The organism is Polaribacter pacificus (assembly GCF_038024035.1).
Lineage (GTDB): Bacteria > Bacteroidota > Bacteroidia > Flavobacteriales > Flavobacteriaceae > Polaribacter > Polaribacter pacificus.
In genome coordinates, this window is sequence record NZ_CP150664.1 from 1,179,237 (window position 1) to 1,194,334 (window position 15,098).

Below are 15,098 nucleotides of genomic sequence, written 5' to 3' on the forward strand. Positions count from 1 at the left end.
TTAATTACTTAATGTGATTTTAGCAATCTCTAATTGAAAGCGTTCATTTTTTTTATTCCCTATTAAAAAAGCGATTTCTTCTATACTCTGTGCAGGGTAACTTGGCATCTGCAAACTTCTTCCTCTAAAAGCTGGATTCAAAGCTGAAAACGGAATTTCAATAGTCTGCCAATCTCCATTTGTACTAAAAGTATGTGTATATGAATAATAATCAGAACGTTTTGATTTTACTCTAAATTGGTAGTTCTTTTTATCACCGCGAAGCCTGATCACAATCTTTGTATATTGAGATAAATCAGTTTTAGTATACGGATATCTAACCGATGAAAATCCTCCGTTGTTTTCAAGAGAAACTGTCCCCGCAAATACACCAAACCCTTCCTTGCTTAAGAAAAAATCACCGCCTGACTTACCTCCCATCACCACATCATCCAAAAGGGTCCATTTTTCAATACTGCTCTTTGCATTAAACTCAAATATTACAGCGTCTCCCATAAACATAAAAATTAAAAATGTGGCTTTATAAAAAATTGTTTTCATTGTATTTCTTTAAAAATCAACAATAAAACCAAAACCAGGCAATACGTTTCCACTAGAATTCTCAATATCTTCTAACAGGTACCTGTTGGCATCATTTGGATCGGTTAATTTGTTTCCGTTGGCATCTAAACTTGGTAACAAAAATGATTGTGTCGTAGTTTTACTAGCCAATACATTCTGAACATCGATGTAAAAATTTAAAGAAAACCGCTTCCAATACCAAGTTTTATCGATACGGACATCCAACTGCGTATAAGTATCAAAGCGCTCAGTATTTAAACGACTATAATCTAAAATACCTCTATTAGTTAAATCATAATTAGAGATCAGCGAGGATGCGTTAAGGTCATAAGGGGTATAAGGTTTACCTCCAACCAATCTAAATTTTGTGCCAAGCTCCCAATCTTTATTAAATTTTTTCCCTGCCGTAAGGGTTAACAAATGCTTATTATCCCAATTAGAAGGAACATAGTTATTCTGTTGATCTTGAAACTCACTTCTTACAAAGGTATACGAGAAAATTCCATACAACCCACTGGTTGATTTTTTTTGTGCAAAAACCTCAAAACCATAAGCATTTCCTTTTGATGTAGAAGTAACCTCCTCACTTCCGATAACCCCAAAATCATCTCCTAGATTTGCTAGACTAATCTGATTTCTGACAGAAAAAGGATATGAACCATATTTCTTGTAAAAACCTTCTAAGGTTATTTTTGTACTAGCATCGGGCTTAAACTCGATTCCAGAGACAAAGTGATCTGCTTGGATATATGTTAATTGCTCTTGATTTACCAATGTGTTCGCTATATCTCTGTATCCAAGACTGGTATAAGAAGGCAATTGATAATACCTCCCTAAAGACGTATTTAACGACCATTTATTTGTCAAAGCATAACTTACAGCAACTCTTGGTGAGAATTGATTAAAAAGGTTTTTCATCTGACTGTTGTAGGTATTTCCATCCATTCGAAAACCAAAAGAAACCCCCATTCTCTCATCCAAATACTTTTTAGACACTTGTCCAAAAAGTGCATATTTTCCAATACTTAATTCTGAAGAGAAGTCTTGAACTATGCCACCCTGTGAATTGGCTGTTTTATTATAGGTGTTATTTGTATAGGTGGCCTGCTGAAGTCCTGCACCGAAATTAATATCAAAGCCACTTACAATTCTATTATTCTCATACCTAAACTTATTCTCAACTTCTGTTGATGCGTATTTTAACAACAAATCATTTACCTGACCTGTGTTATTAAAATACTTAATAGCATCATTATTCCAAGCACTTCTGCTTAAAATAAATTGCTGATTAGACCCATCACCAAATATCTTATAATTTGCGCCGATCGTATAATTCCATTGCTCTTGAACGGGGATGTTACTTAATATATACCTATTTCTTTTGATAGTTTCTTCATCAACTACACCATCATTTACACTTTCATTTAACTTAAAGTTATCAATAGCACCAACCATAATAATTGACAACTGGCTATTGTCGCTAAAGGTTGATTTTACATTTACTTGAAAATCATTATAGGTAGGTAAGAAAGGTAGTTTTATCAACTTAAACAAAAGCTGTAAATAAGATTGTCTAAACGAGGCCATAAAGGTGGTTGAACTGGTCAAAGGACCATCTAAGGTGATCCCTGCGTCAGAGGTACCTAAGGTAACTCTTGTGTTTAGTGAGTTTGGATTTCCAGTTTTTTGAGTAAATGAAATTACAGAACTTAAGGCGTTCCCTCGATTTGATGGAAAAGCACTGGTATAAAAATCAACTTTTCGGATCAAATCTGCATTGATAATCCCTACAGGACCACCGGTAGCTCCTTGAGTCTGAAAGTGGTTGATAACAGGAATCTCTATTCCATCTAAATAAAAGGCATTTTCTGAAGTAGCTCCCCCTCTTATAATAATATCATTTCTAAATCCAGGATTTGACGCAACCCCAGGGAGGGATTGAATAACTTTTAAAACATCTCTGTTACCTCCAGGGTTTTTCTCTATTTCTGCGATTCCTAAAGACTGAAGAGACAAGGGACTTTGCATTGATTTTTTAAATAATGGATTTGCGATAACAACCTCATCTAGTTTTTGCGAAGTTTCTTTTAATGAAATACTCACAAAAGGAATTTTATCCTTGGTGGTTAAATAATCTTCAGTAATTACAGTTTCATAGCCTATAAAAGATGCTTGCAACTTTAGATAGCCCAATGGCGTATTGCTAATAATAAACTCTCCACGCTCATCTGTAGTGGCTCCAATTTGAGTATTTAGAACAATGACAGAAACAAAAGGAAGTCCCTCTCGTGTATTGGCATCAATAACCTTTCCTTTGATCACTCCTTGTGAAAAAAGAGTTCCAAAAAGCATACAGAAAACTAAAAATAAGATACGTGTATTCATTTTGTTTAATTATTTTAATACAAAGTTAAACAAAAAATTAGATATACGCATAAAAAAAGCAGTTTACCAATGGTAAACTGCTTTTTAAGTCTTGTGGTGAGAGAAGGATTCGAACCTTCGAAGCATAATGCAGCGGATTTACAGTCCGCCCTCGTTGGCCACTTGAGTATCTCACCAAAATTTCAAATAAAAAGCTTCTCTTTAGAGAAGCTTTTGTGACCGGGCTGGGGCTTACTTCGTCTATGCTCAGCATAAACTTCTCGCCCTACAAACCTTTGTGTCTTATTTTACAAATTACTTAGTAAAAATTAGTGACCGGGCTGGGGCTCGAACCCAGGACCCTCTCCTTAAAAGGGAGATGCTCTACCAACTGAGCTACCAGGTCATTTTCTTTAATCTTAGCGGCTGCAAATATAAAAGCAATATCTCTAAAAACAAACTTTTTTTTTAAATAGTTTCGTTTAAATATGCCTGCCTTACTTTCTTAAATAAATTAGAGCTGTAGACAAAATTTACAATAGCTTCATTATCAGTTTTAAAGATCTCTTTATTGCTTCCTTCCCAGGCTTTAACCCCATCTTTAAGAAATACAATTTTTTCACCAATTTCCATCACAGAATTCATGTCATGGGTGTTAATTACCGTTGTTATTTGATATTCTTCAGTAATTTCTTTGATCAAGTTGTCTATAATAATGGCCGTTTGAGGATCTAAACCAGAATTAGGTTCATCACAAAACAAATATTTTGGATTCATCACAATTGCGCGAGCTATAGCAACTCTTTTTTGCATTCCTCCAGAAAGTTCCGATACATACTTAAGATTTGATCCTATCAAATCAACTCTTTTTAAAACAGCGTTTGCTTTTTCTAACATGTCGCTCTTTGATAATTTGGCAAACATTTTTAAAGGGAACATTACATTTTCTTCTACAGTCATAGAATCAAAAAGGGCACTCCCTTGAAAAACCATTCCTATTTCTTGTCTCAGTTGTCTTTTTTGCTCGGTATTCATTTCTGTATTTACCCGTCCATCAAAAATAATTGAGCCTTGTTCTGGAATGTGCAAACCAATTAGAGACTTTAAGAAAACAGTTTTACCAGAACCACTTTGGCCAATGATTAAATTTGTTTTACCCGCCTCAAAAGAAGTCGTAATTCCTTTTAAAACTTCGACCCCATTAAAACCTTTATATAAACCTTTTACTTCTATCATTTACGTCAACAACATTTGGGTTAAAAAATAATTTGCAATTACAATAAGCACGATAGTCCACACTACAGACTGCGTACTTGCCTTCCCTACTTCTAGCGATCCACCTTTAACATAATAGCCATGATACGAAGGTACTGTTGCTATTAAAAAGGCAAAAACCAATGTTTTAATAATCGCATATTGAACTAAAAATGGTTTGAAATCTGTTTGTATCCCTTCTATATAATCAACTCCAGAAAACAAGCCAGAAAGATTCCCTGCAACCCATCCTCCTAGAATACCTAACATCATCCCTAGGGTAATTAAAAAAGGGTAAAAAAATACGGTTGCTATAATTTTTGGCAAGACCAAATAATTAAGAGAATTAATACCCATAACTTCTAATGCATCTATCTGTTCTGTGACTCTCATGGTCCCGATGCTAGAGGTTATATACGACCCTACTTTACCCGCTAAAATGATGGAACAAAATGTAGGAGCAAATTCTAATATAATAGATCGTTTTGCAGCAAAACCAATCAGTGTTTTAGGGATCAGTGGGTTGTCAAGGTTTAAGGCAGTCTGCATGGCGATGACACCTCCTATAAAAAAAGAAATAAACATAATAATCCCTAAAGATTTCAAGCCTAACTCTTCTATTTCTCTTGAGAGCGCTTCTCTAAACACCCGGGCCTTTTGTGGCTTGGTAAAAACCTGTCGAAGCATCATAAAATACTTTCCTATATGCTCTATATAATTCATCAAAGACTTTTGTTTCTGCTAAAGTATTAAAATATCATTAACTGTACGTAAATTTGACTAATTCCTTAATTAAAATATTTATTTTTGAATTCTAATACGATAACTCATGAAAAATATTCAACTCTTTCTTATTTTACTTTTTACTGTAATAAACAGTCAAGCGCAGCAACAAGAAAACCTTCAAAAACCTAAATTGGTGGTTGGTATTGTTGTCGATCAAATGCGTTATGACTATCTAATCCGTTTTGCAAACAAATATGGTAAAGATGGGTTTAAAAGGATTTTAAAAGATGGGTTTTCTTTAGAAAATGCACATTATAACTATGTTCCAACCTATACCGCTGTTGGGCATACCTCTATTTATACAGGAACAACTCCAGATCATCATGGAATTATTGGAAACAACTGGTATGATAAGTTTTTAAAGAAAAGTATTTACTGTGTAGATGACAACCAATATGAAACAGTAGGAAATACTGGTAATGGCGGTAAAAAATCTCCGTACAGAATGCAAACCACCACCATTACAGATCAGTTAAAATTAGCACAAAACATGCAGGGTAAAACCATAGGAATCGCTATTAAGGATCGCTCTTCTATACTACCTGCTGGACATACTGCAGATGCAGCATACTGGTTTGACGGAGGCTCAGCTGGCAAATGGATTAGCTCTACCTATTATATGAAAAACTTACCAAATTGGGTGTCTAATTTTAATGCAAACGGCAAAGCTGACAACTACTTAAAACAACCTTGGAACACTGTTTACAACATCAACAGCTATACAGAAAGCATGGCTGATGATAATATTTATGAGGCTCCATTTAATGGAAAAGAAAAGACAACCTTTCCGTATGATATCGCAAAGCTGAGAAAAGCCAATGGGAACTATAATCTTTTAAAAGCCATACCTGCGGGTAATAGCTTTACCAAAGACTTTGCAAAAGCAGCAATAATTGGTGAGAACTTAGGGAAATCAAATTATACAGACTTTTTAGCGATTAGCTTTTCTTCTACGGATTATATTGGTCATCAATTTGGCGTAGCTTCAAAAGAGGTTGAGGACACTTACATTCGATTAGACAAAGACTTGGCTGATTTATTTCAGTTTTTAGACAAGCAAATTGGAAAAGACCAATACACCTTGTTTTTAACAGCTGATCATGCCGCTGTACAAGTACCTGCGTATTTACAATCCTTAAAAATTCCTGCTGGGTACATCAATGCTAAAGATTTAAAAAACTATGTAAATAACATTACATTAACTCATTTTAAATCAGATAAATTAGTAGAAAACCTATCTAATTTTCAAATATTTTTAAATAAAGAAACCCTAAAGAAATTAAATTTAGACATTCATGTGGTTGCTCAGAAAATTGCTGATGAAGTTGTCAACTATAAAAACATCTACAAAGCAGTTACCGCCAAAACCATGCAAACCACAAACTTTACTGATGGCATCTTACACAAATTGCAAAAAGGCTACAATCAAAAGTTCTCAGGAGATGTGCTTTTAGCGCCAAATTTCTCTACGTTTAGCAGTACTTCTAGAAAAGGTACTACACACGGATCAGGGAATAGTTATGACACCCATATTCCTATTATTTTTTACGGTAAAGGAATCAAAGCAGGAGTCTCAAAAAAGAGATACAGCATCGTAGATATAGCTCCAACCATTGCAAATTTACTGCAAGTAGAGTTTCCAAATGGAACAAATGGAATTATCGTTGATGAAGCGTTAAAATAGATTTTTGAGAGAAAATTTACTCTTTAAAATGAGAGATATCTTGATGTCTTCGGATGGCTTTTCTAGATAAAATTATTGCGATAATTAACGAAGCAAAAGCTCCAAAAGATAACCCAGGAACAAAGTTAACAAACAAGAAAAAATCATAGGCGCCGTGAAATAAAACCGCCATTAAAAGCCCAGTTAAATTCAATTGGGCTTTTTTATTTGAAAACTTAGCCAATCCCATAAAATATCCCATCAAAATTCCAAAAGTTGCATGCGCAGGCACTGCTGTAAAAGCACGTAGCAGCCCGTTACCAAAACCAAACTGAAAGACATATAAAATGTTTTCTAGGGTAGCAAAACCCATAGATACCATAACTGCATAGACAATCCCGTCAAATGGCTCGTTAAACTCAGGATTTCTTTGAGCAACATAGCGAACAATTAAATATTTAGATAGCTCTTCTACGAGCGCTACGATCATAAAAGCTTTGATAAACTGCTGAAGTATACTTAAGGGGTCCGTAACCGAAAAAAACAATTTACTTACCGCACTTAAAATAAAAGTCAAAATAATACTTGCGGTTGCCCCTAGCCCAAAATTAGTCAGCAATAATTTAATCGGCTCTTTTTCATATTTATCTTTTACATAAATATAAACCATGATTATCAATGCTGGAGCCAAGGCCAAGAGTAGTAAACCCATAGTTACATAGAAGTTTCTTGGGGTAAAAAGATTTCTGCCATCATACACCTTGCACTTCCTCCACCACAGGTTTCAATTGTTTCTAAACTACTGTGAATAATCTCGCAATGCTTGTTAATTTTTTTAATCTGCCCAGCATTTAAAGAGTGATATGCAGTACTACTCATCACTAAAAACAATTGATCTCCCATTCCTTTAACCTGCAACATATTCCCTGCAAATTGATGCATTTGAGCTTCAGAAATAGCAATAACCTCTTTTCCATCTTTCTTTAAGTGATTCACAAGGTTCTTTCGCTCTTTAGCGTCATCAATAGTATCTGTGCATACAACAGCAAAGGTTTCAGCAACACACATCATAACATTGGTATGATAAATTTCTTCTCGATCTTCATTAACAGTTTGGTAAGCTCTAAAAACGACAGGAGTATATTCAAAATCTTCGCAGAATTCAATAAACAACTCTTCATCTGCTCTTGGAGATAATGCACAGTAGGCTTTGCTGTTTTTCCGATCTAAGATCATACTCCCTGTACCTTCTAAGAAAATACCTTCTTTTTCTGCTTCTGTATAATCAACCACATGATCGATAATAAAGCCTTTCTCCTCTAAGGCGTCTAGAATATCATCTCTGCGCTCTAATCGTCTGTTTTCTGCAAACATAGGATATAAGGCTACCGTAGCATTTTGATGAAAGGAAATCCAATTGTTTGGAAAGATTGAATCTGGAGTATCAAATTCATCGGTGTCAGAAATGACAACAACACGAACTCCTTTTGATCGCAATACAGATACATATTGATCAAATTCTTGCTGTGCTTTAAGGTTTATTTCGGCATTCTTTATTTCCAAATCTTCTTGAAAATAATTGTTTACGGCCGTTTGCTCATTCATCCTAAATCCAATAGGACGAATCATTAAAATAGTCTGGGTAGTCTGTAGCATTGATGATAAATAATAGACTACGAATGTAAGTTTTTTATCACAAAAAAAAAGTAATTATTTTACTATAAATCACGAATTAACGGCATAGTAGAGCAACGAAGTAAACCTTCTTGTTTGGCTATCTCTGCATATGGAACTTCCTCTACGGTAAATCCTTGCTCTCGCAACCACGTATTTAGGCGTGTAAAGTTTTTTTCTGAAATAATAACATCTTCTGAAATTGAAAAAATATTACTATTCATTTGATACATTTCTTCTTTGCTAATCTCAAAAACATTCTCTTGCCCAAAAAAATCAAGCAACCATTGGTATTCCTTTTCTATTAAAAACCCATTTCTATGAAGTATGGCTTTCCCTTTTCCAATAGGCTGAAAACAACAATCTAAATGCAGTGCATTGTCTTTTGCTTCTGTATTGGACTTCCTCAACTCAAAAGACTTAACCGTTTTATCAGGAAAAAGTTCTTGTAAGGCAATCACAGCGTCCATATTGGTACGTGCAGTTATATAATTAGAGTAATCATCACCTGAATAAGTTCCAACAAAAACATAATCGTTCCAAGGCATGACATCGCCTCCTTCTATATGACACTCATCTGGTAATTGGATTATTTTACTAGGATCAATCTGACTTAAAATAGGTGCTATTGCTTCAAGCTCTCTTTCTCTATCTGGTAGAATGTTGGCTTTGATTAACAAATCATCAATAACAAAAGCAATATCTCTAGCAAAAATCTGATTGTAATCTTTTATTATAGTAGGTCTAAAAACCTGTACGTCATATTTTTTAAAAACAGCGGCAAGAGCTTCCATTTCAAGAATCATCGCTGCTTCTGTTGGGTAAGTACCCGCTAAAATATGCTCAACTGATTTTGGATCGTACGCCTCATCAACAGATGGGATAGGACCATTGCTTTCTGCAACTCCCAATATGACAGCCCTCAATCTTGAGGTTTCATTCTTTATCTGTAACTTTAACATAGGTAAATATAAAAAGCTTCATAAAATTATGAAGCTTTTTTTTGTAATTATTATCTTTCTGTAATTGGGGTAAAAGGCCTAAGCGTTTCTCCTACATATATTTGACGTGGTCTACCAATTGGCTCTTTTCCAAGTCTCATTTCTCTCCATTGTGCGATCCATCCTGGCAAACGTCCCATTGCAAACATAACAGTAAACATCTCTACTGGTATGCCCATTGCTCTGTATATGATTCCAGAATAAAAATCAACGTTTGGATATAATTTTCTATCTACAAAATACGGATCATTTAATGCTTCCTGCTCTAATGCTTTAGCGATATTTAAAATAGGATCATCGATACCTAAATCACTTAAAACCTCATCAGCTGCCTTTTTAATAATCTTTGCTCTTGGATCAAAGTTTTTGTAAACTCTGTGACCAAAGCCCATCAATCTAAAAGGATCATTTTTATCTTTTGCTTTAGCCATGTACTTTTTAGTATCACCACCATCCAATCGGATCGCTTCAAGCATTTCTAAAACAGCTTGATTAGCACCACCGTGTAATGGTCCCCAAAGAGCAGAAATACCTGCAGATAAAGAAGCAAATAATCCAGCATGAGAAGAACCTGCTATACGAACTGTAGAAGTAGAACAGTTTTGCTCGTGATCTGCATGCAAAATCAATAATTTATTTAAAGCGCTAATTACTATAGGGTTTTTTACGTAATCTTTGTTTGGCTGCTTAAACATCATTTTAAAGGTGTTGTCTACATAACCTAAGTTACAATCTCCATAATCTAAAGGAAGGCCTTGTTTTTTACGCATCGTCCACGCAACTAAAACTGGGAATTTACCTAAAATCTTTACAATTGCATTGTACATGTCTTCTTCAGAATCTACATTCACAGAAGAAGGGTTAAATGCTGTTAATGCAGATGTTAGAGAAGAAATAACACCCATTGGGTGTGCAGACTTAGGAAAAGCATCAACAATCTTACGTACATCTTCATCTACGATAGACTGAGCACAAATATCTTGAGTAAACTTTTCTAAAACTTCTGTGGTAGGCAATTCTCCAAAAATCAACAAATAGGCCACTTCTAAAAAATCAGCTTTTTCTGCTAACTCTTCAATAGAGTATCCTCTGTATCTAAGAATTCCTTTTTCTCCATCCAAAAAAGTAATGGCACTAACACAAGACCCTGTATTTTTATATCCTGGATCTATCGTAATAACACCATCTGTGGCTGCTCTTAATGATTTAATATCAATTGCAACTTCATTTTCAGTCCCTTTAACTAGTGGAAACTCATATGATTTATCACCTAGTTTTAGCGTAGCTATATCTGACATATTCAATCTCTATTTTAATTTTGATGTTAGCCACGAAGATACCATTTTTTAAAGGATTTTAAAAGCAAGTATGGATAGATTTTTGATATTTAATGATAAGATAATCTTATAGAATTGCACAAAAAAAAACCTTAGACAATTGCCTAAGGTTTTTATGATATATGTGATTGTTGTTTACTGTACTTTAAACGCTTTTTCTTGTGGATAATAAGCTGTATTCCCCAAGGCTTCTTCAATTCGAAGCAACTGGTTGTATTTAGACATTCTATCAGAACGAGAAGCTGATCCTGTCTTAATTTGCCCACAGTTTAGAGCCACTGCTAAGTCGGCAATGGTGTTGTCTTCTGTTTCACCAGATCTATGACTCATAACAGAAGTATATCCTGCATTATGCGCCATATGAACAGCTGCGATTGTCTCTGTTAAAGTACCAATTTGGTTTACCTTAATTAAGATAGAGTTTGCAATATTGTTTTCTATACCTCTAGACAAACGAGTTACATTGGTTACAAACAAATCATCTCCGACCAATTGTACGCGATCGCCAACTTTTTCTGTTAAGTATTTCCATCCATCCCAGTCATTTTCATCCATTCCATCCTCAATAGAGATAATAGGATACTTGGCAGAAAGTTCAGCCAAATAATCTGCCTGTTCTTTACTAGTTCTTACTTTTCCTTTAGCTCCTTCAAATTTGGTGTAATCGTATTTTCCATCTACATAAAACTCTGCAGCAGCACAATCAAGAGCAATCATAATTTGATCTCCAAGCGTATATCCCGCATTTTTAACTGCTAATGCTATGGTGTCTAAAGCATCTTCTGTTCCGTCTAGTGTTGGAGCAAAACCTCCTTCATCACCAACCGCAGTTGATAAGTTTCTATCGTGTAACACTTTTTTAAGCTGATGGAAGATTTCAGACCCCATCTGCATCGCTTGAGTAAAATTAGCCGCTTTTACAGGCATCACCATAAACTCTTGAAATGCGATTGGCGCATCAGAGTGTGATCCTCCATTGATAATATTCATCATCGGTACTGGTAGCGTATTTGCAGACACACCTCCTACATATCTATATAGTGGCATTCCAAGCTCATTTGCAGCAGCTTTTGCTACAGCAAGTGAAACACCTAAAATAGCATTAGCGCCTAATACCGATTTATTTGAAGTACCATCTAAATCAATCATCATTTGATCTACAGTATTTTGCTCAAATACAGATGTACCAAGTAATTCTTGCGCAATAATTTGATTGACGTTTTGTACCGCTTTTAAAACTCCTTTACCCATATAGGCTTTTCCGCCATCCCTAAGCTCTACAGCTTCGTGTTCTCCTGTTGATGCTCCTGAAGGAACAGCAGCTCTACCAAGAACACCATTTTCTGTAATTACATCAACTTCAATCGTTGGATTTCCTCTAGAATCAAAAATTTGACGTGCGTGAATGTTTATTATAATACTCATCTCGGTTGGTTATTTTTTATAAGAATCTCACAACTTTGCAAAATTCATTGGTTTATTTTTTATACTGCTAATCTACAAAATCACAATTTCTAAAAAAGCATTAGATTTAATAAGTAACGAAAACGTTAGCGTCTTTGTTATTTTGTTTTTTGAATGTTTTCTATAAACTGATCGAATAAATATTCTGCATCATGCGGTCCAGGGCTTGCTTCTGGATGGTATTGTACAGAAAAACAATTTTTATTCTTCATACGAATACCTGCTACAGTATGATCATTTAAATGTACATGTGTAATTTCTACATTTTCATTTGCCTCAGTCTCTTCTCTATTGATAGCAAAACCGTGGTTTTGAGAGGTGATTTCTCCTTTTCCAGTCAATAAATTCTTAACAGGATGGTTGATTCCTCTATGACCATTGTGCATTTTGTAAGTAGAAATTCCATTGGCCAAAGCAATAACTTGATGTCCTAAACAGATTCCAAACAAAGGAAGATCCCTTTTGATAATCTCTTTTGCAAGTTGTTGTGCATTGATCAAAGGTTCTGGATCTCCAGGTCCGTTAGAAATAAAATAACCATCAGGATTAAATGCTTCTAAGTCTTCAAAGCTTGCATCAAATGGAAATACCTTAACACAGGCATCTCGTTTTACAAAATTTCGCAAAATATTCTTTTTGATTCCGATATCCAATGCTGCTATTTTATACCTTGCATTTTCATCACCCACAACATATGGCTCTTTAGTAGATACTTTTGAGGCCAATTCTAAGCCTTCCATATTAGGTGTTAGTGCCAATTGTTCTTTTAGCGATTCAATATCATCTACATGCGTAGATATAATAGCATTCATTGCACCATGATCTCTAATATAAGAAACCAAGGCTCTGGTATCAACATCAGAAATAGCAACTAAATTGTGCTCTTTAAACCAGTCAAATAAGCTGCCATCAGAGTCTACTCTAGAATGTGTAAAACTGAAATTTCTACAAATAAGTCCAGAAATTTTAATCCCATCTGATTCTACTTCTTCATTGTTTACTCCATAGTTTCCTATATGCGCATTGGTAGCAACCATCAATTGTCCAAAATACGATGGATCAGTGAATATCTCTTGATACCCTGTCATTCCTGTATTAAAACAAATTTCACCTGTCGCGGTACCTTCTATACCGATAGACTTTCCAAAAAAGATAGTTCCATCTGCTAATAAAATTAAGGCTTTTTTGTGTTGTTTGTATTTCATCTGTTATCTGTGTTCTTTAGAATCGATTGTGTGTATTAAATGGACTTCTTTGCACTTGCAAAAGTACTAAATATCTTAAAAGTTAAAACCATGTTAGAAAATAAAAAAACAAAAAAAAAGGGATAAACATTGCTGTTTATCCCTTTTTTAATATTTGTAATAAATAAATTCATATTTATTCTTCAGTAGTTTCTGGAGCTTTAGTTTCAGCAACTTCTGGAGTTGCATCAGTAGCTTTCTTTCTACCTCTACGAGTCGTTTTCTTAGCTTTTTTACCATTAGGATTGTACAATTCGTTGTAATCAACTAATTCTATCATTGCCATAGGAGCATTATCCCCTTGACGATTTCCTAATTTGATAATACGTAAGTATCCTCCTGGTCTGTCAGCTACTTTTACAGAAATCTCTTTGAATAATTCTGTAACAGCATATTTATCTCTAAGGTAACTAAATACAACACGACGGTTGTGAGTACTATCATTCTTAGATTTTGTAATTAAAGGCTCAATAAACCTACGCAAAGCTTTCGCTTTAGCTTCTGTTGTGTTAATACGCTTGTGCTCTATTAAAGAACAAGACATATTTGCTAACATCGCTTTTCTATGCGCTGTTTTTCTACCTAAATGATTAAATTTCTTTCCGTGTCTCATGACATTTGTTTTTTTCTTTCATCTTGCATCTACCCTCTTTGGGGAGCAAAATTATGAAAGGTTAATCTCTATCTAATTTGTATTTGCTTAAGTCCATTCCGAAAGTAAGACCTTTTACATGCACTAGTTCATCTAGCTCAGTTAAAGATTTCTTACCGAAATTACGGAACTTCATCAAATCATTTTTATTAAATGATACCAAGTCTCCTAAAGTATCAACTTCTGCAGCTTTCAAACAATTCAAGGCTCTTACAGACAAGTCCATATCTACCAATTTTGTTTTTAATAACTGACGCATATGCAATGATTCTTCATCATATGTTTCTGTCTGTGCTATTTCATCAGCCTCTAAAGTGATACGCTCATCAGAGAATAACATAAAGTGGTGGATTAAAATTTTAGCAGCTTCAGTTAAAGCATCTTTAGGGCTAATAGAACCATCAGTATCAATATCGAAAACTAATTTTTCGTAATCTGTTTTTTGCTCTACACGAAAGTTTTCTACAGCATATTTTACATTCTTTATAGGAGTGTAAATTGAGTCTGTAAAAATAGTGCCTAAGGGTAAACCAGCTTTTTTATTCTCTTCAGCAGGGACAAATCCTCTTCCTTTTTCTATGGTTAATTCCATGTTTAAATTCACAGATTTATCCATATTACAGATTACTAAATCTGGATTTAAAACTTGGTACCCAGAAATAAAACGTTGTAAATCTCCAGCAGTTAACTGCTCTTGACCAGATACAGATATTGAGACAGACTCTCTATCAGTTTCTTCGATTTGTTTCTTAAAACGCACTTGTTTTAAATTCAATATAATTTCTGTAACATCTTCTACAACACCTTTGATTGCTGAAAACTCATGTTCTACACCATCAACACGTAAAGAGGTAATTGCAAAACCTTCTAATGAAGATAATAATACTCTTCTTAACGCATTTCCTACTGTTAAACCAAAACCTGGCTCTAAAGGTCTGAACTCAAATCTACCAGAAAAATCTGTAGATTCAATCATGATTACTTTATCAGGTTTTTGAAAATTTAAAATTGCCATATTTCTTCGTTTTGATTGTTATTTAGTTGCGCGGTTTATAAGTCTGAAGATGTACCAACAAACCCTTTGGCTAAATACCAATA

Annotated in this window: 13 protein-coding genes and 2 tRNA genes; 1 reads left to right on the forward strand and 14 read right to left on the reverse strand. The window is 34.6% G+C overall.

All coding sequences use genetic code 11. The features are described 5' to 3' along the window. The 6 genes from WHC90_RS05320 to WHC90_RS05345 all read right to left on the reverse strand — a co-directional run bounded on the left by WHC90_RS05320 (position 1) and on the right by WHC90_RS05345 (position 4,902). Positions 1-540 carry a CIA30 family protein gene (locus tag WHC90_RS05320; protein ID WP_229664867.1) on the reverse strand — a complete coding sequence of 180 codons (540 nt, stop codon included), beginning with the start codon at positions 538-540 and terminating at the stop codon, positions 1-3. A 9-nt stretch (positions 541-549) separates the two neighbouring features. Continuing rightward, positions 550-2,946 (reverse strand): TonB-dependent receptor, encoded by a 2,397-nt coding sequence (locus tag WHC90_RS05325; protein WP_188597454.1) that lies wholly within the window; start codon positions 2,944-2,946, stop codon positions 550-552. A 94-nt stretch (positions 2,947-3,040) separates the two neighbouring features. After that, positions 3,041-3,122 (reverse strand) — tRNA-Tyr (locus tag WHC90_RS05330). A 136-nt stretch (positions 3,123-3,258) separates the two neighbouring features. Further along, a tRNA-Lys gene (locus tag WHC90_RS05335) sits at positions 3,259-3,331 on the reverse strand. Positions 3,332-3,393: 62 nt separating this feature from the next. Further along, positions 3,394-4,161, reverse strand: coding sequence for an ABC transporter ATP-binding protein (locus WHC90_RS05340; protein WP_188597455.1), 768 nt, complete (start codon positions 4,159-4,161; stop codon positions 3,394-3,396). Then, positions 4,162-4,902, reverse strand: a complete 741-nt coding sequence (locus WHC90_RS05345; RefSeq protein ID WP_188597456.1) for an MlaE family ABC transporter permease — start codon at positions 4,900-4,902, stop codon at positions 4,162-4,164. Positions 4,903-5,008: 106 nt separating this feature from the next. Between WHC90_RS05345 and pafA the strand changes: the two genes are divergently transcribed. After that, positions 5,009-6,649 carry an alkaline phosphatase PafA gene (gene pafA, locus WHC90_RS05350; RefSeq protein WP_188597457.1) on the forward strand — a complete coding sequence of 547 codons (1,641 nt, stop codon included), beginning with the start codon at positions 5,009-5,011 and terminating at the stop codon, positions 6,647-6,649. A 16-nt stretch (positions 6,650-6,665) separates the two neighbouring features. Here the strand turns inward: pafA and WHC90_RS05355 are convergent, their stop codons facing one another. The 8 genes from WHC90_RS05355 to WHC90_RS05390 all read right to left on the reverse strand — a co-directional run bounded on the left by WHC90_RS05355 (position 6,666) and on the right by WHC90_RS05390 (position 15,015). Then, on the reverse strand, positions 6,666-7,340 hold the full coding sequence (locus WHC90_RS05355; protein ID WP_188597458.1) for a PrsW family intramembrane metalloprotease: 675 nt from the start codon (positions 7,338-7,340) through the stop codon (positions 6,666-6,668). A gap of 2 nt (positions 7,341-7,342) precedes the next feature. Continuing rightward, the gene (ctlX, locus tag WHC90_RS05360; protein WP_188597459.1) at positions 7,343-8,284 is read right to left on the reverse strand and encodes a citrulline utilization hydrolase CtlX; all 942 of its coding nucleotides are present in this window, start codon (positions 8,282-8,284) and stop codon (positions 7,343-7,345) included. A 62-nt stretch (positions 8,285-8,346) separates the two neighbouring features. After that, positions 8,347-9,264: a dimethylarginine dimethylaminohydrolase family protein gene (locus WHC90_RS05365; protein ID WP_188597460.1), complete on the reverse strand. Its 918-nt coding sequence runs from the start codon at positions 9,262-9,264 to the stop codon at positions 8,347-8,349. 50 nt (positions 9,265-9,314) lie between these two features. Beyond that, a complete protein-coding gene (locus WHC90_RS05370; RefSeq protein WP_188597461.1) occupies positions 9,315-10,601 on the reverse strand; it encodes a citrate synthase in 1,287 nt (428 codons plus the stop codon). Between the two features lie 174 nt (positions 10,602-10,775). Then, positions 10,776-12,065, reverse strand: coding sequence for a phosphopyruvate hydratase (eno, locus tag WHC90_RS05375; protein WP_188597462.1), 1,290 nt, complete (start codon positions 12,063-12,065; stop codon positions 10,776-10,778). A gap of 137 nt (positions 12,066-12,202) precedes the next feature. After that, entirely contained in the window at positions 12,203-13,309 is a 1,107-nt protein-coding gene (gene carA, locus WHC90_RS05380; protein ID WP_188597463.1) for a glutamine-hydrolyzing carbamoyl-phosphate synthase small subunit, read from the reverse strand. Positions 13,310-13,484: 175 nt separating this feature from the next. Further along, entirely contained in the window at positions 13,485-13,961 is a 477-nt protein-coding gene (rplQ, locus tag WHC90_RS05385) for a 50S ribosomal protein L17 (protein ID WP_188597464.1), read from the reverse strand. Between the two features lie 61 nt (positions 13,962-14,022). Further along, positions 14,023-15,015 (reverse strand): DNA-directed RNA polymerase subunit alpha, encoded by a 993-nt coding sequence (locus tag WHC90_RS05390; protein WP_188597465.1) that lies wholly within the window; start codon positions 15,013-15,015, stop codon positions 14,023-14,025. Between the last annotated feature and the right edge of the window lie 83 nt (positions 15,016-15,098).

Coding starts and splice junctions, on each gene's coding strand:
- WHC90_RS05320 (WP_229664867.1), bottom strand. CDS start 540: ATGAAAACAATTTTTTATAAAGCCACATTTTTAATTTTTATGTTTATG.
- WHC90_RS05325 (WP_188597454.1), bottom strand. CDS start 2,946: ATGAATACACGTATCTTATTTTTAGTTTTCTGTATGCTTTTTGGAACT.
- WHC90_RS05340 (WP_188597455.1), bottom strand. CDS start 4,161: ATGATAGAAGTAAAAGGTTTATATAAAGGTTTTAATGGGGTCGAAGTT.
- WHC90_RS05345 (WP_188597456.1), bottom strand. CDS start 4,902: ATGAATTATATAGAGCATATAGGAAAGTATTTTATGATGCTTCGACAG.
- pafA (WP_188597457.1), top strand. CDS start 5,009: ATGAAAAATATTCAACTCTTTCTTATTTTACTTTTTACTGTAATAAAC.
- WHC90_RS05355 (WP_188597458.1), bottom strand. CDS start 7,340: ATGGGTTTACTACTCTTGGCCTTGGCTCCAGCATTGATAATCATGGTT.
- ctlX (WP_188597459.1), bottom strand. CDS start 8,284: ATGCTACAGACTACCCAGACTATTTTAATGATTCGTCCTATTGGATTT.
- WHC90_RS05365 (WP_188597460.1), bottom strand. CDS start 9,264: ATGTTAAAGTTACAGATAAAGAATGAAACCTCAAGATTGAGGGCTGTC.
- WHC90_RS05370 (WP_188597461.1), bottom strand. CDS start 10,601: ATGTCAGATATAGCTACGCTAAAACTAGGTGATAAATCATATGAGTTT.
- eno (WP_188597462.1), bottom strand. CDS start 12,065: ATGAGTATTATAATAAACATTCACGCACGTCAAATTTTTGATTCTAGA.
- carA (WP_188597463.1), bottom strand. CDS start 13,309: ATGAAATACAAACAACACAAAAAAGCCTTAATTTTATTAGCAGATGGA.
- rplQ (WP_188597464.1), bottom strand. CDS start 13,961: ATGAGACACGGAAAGAAATTTAATCATTTAGGTAGAAAAACAGCGCAT.
- WHC90_RS05390 (WP_188597465.1), bottom strand. CDS start 15,015: ATGGCAATTTTAAATTTTCAAAAACCTGATAAAGTAATCATGATTGAA.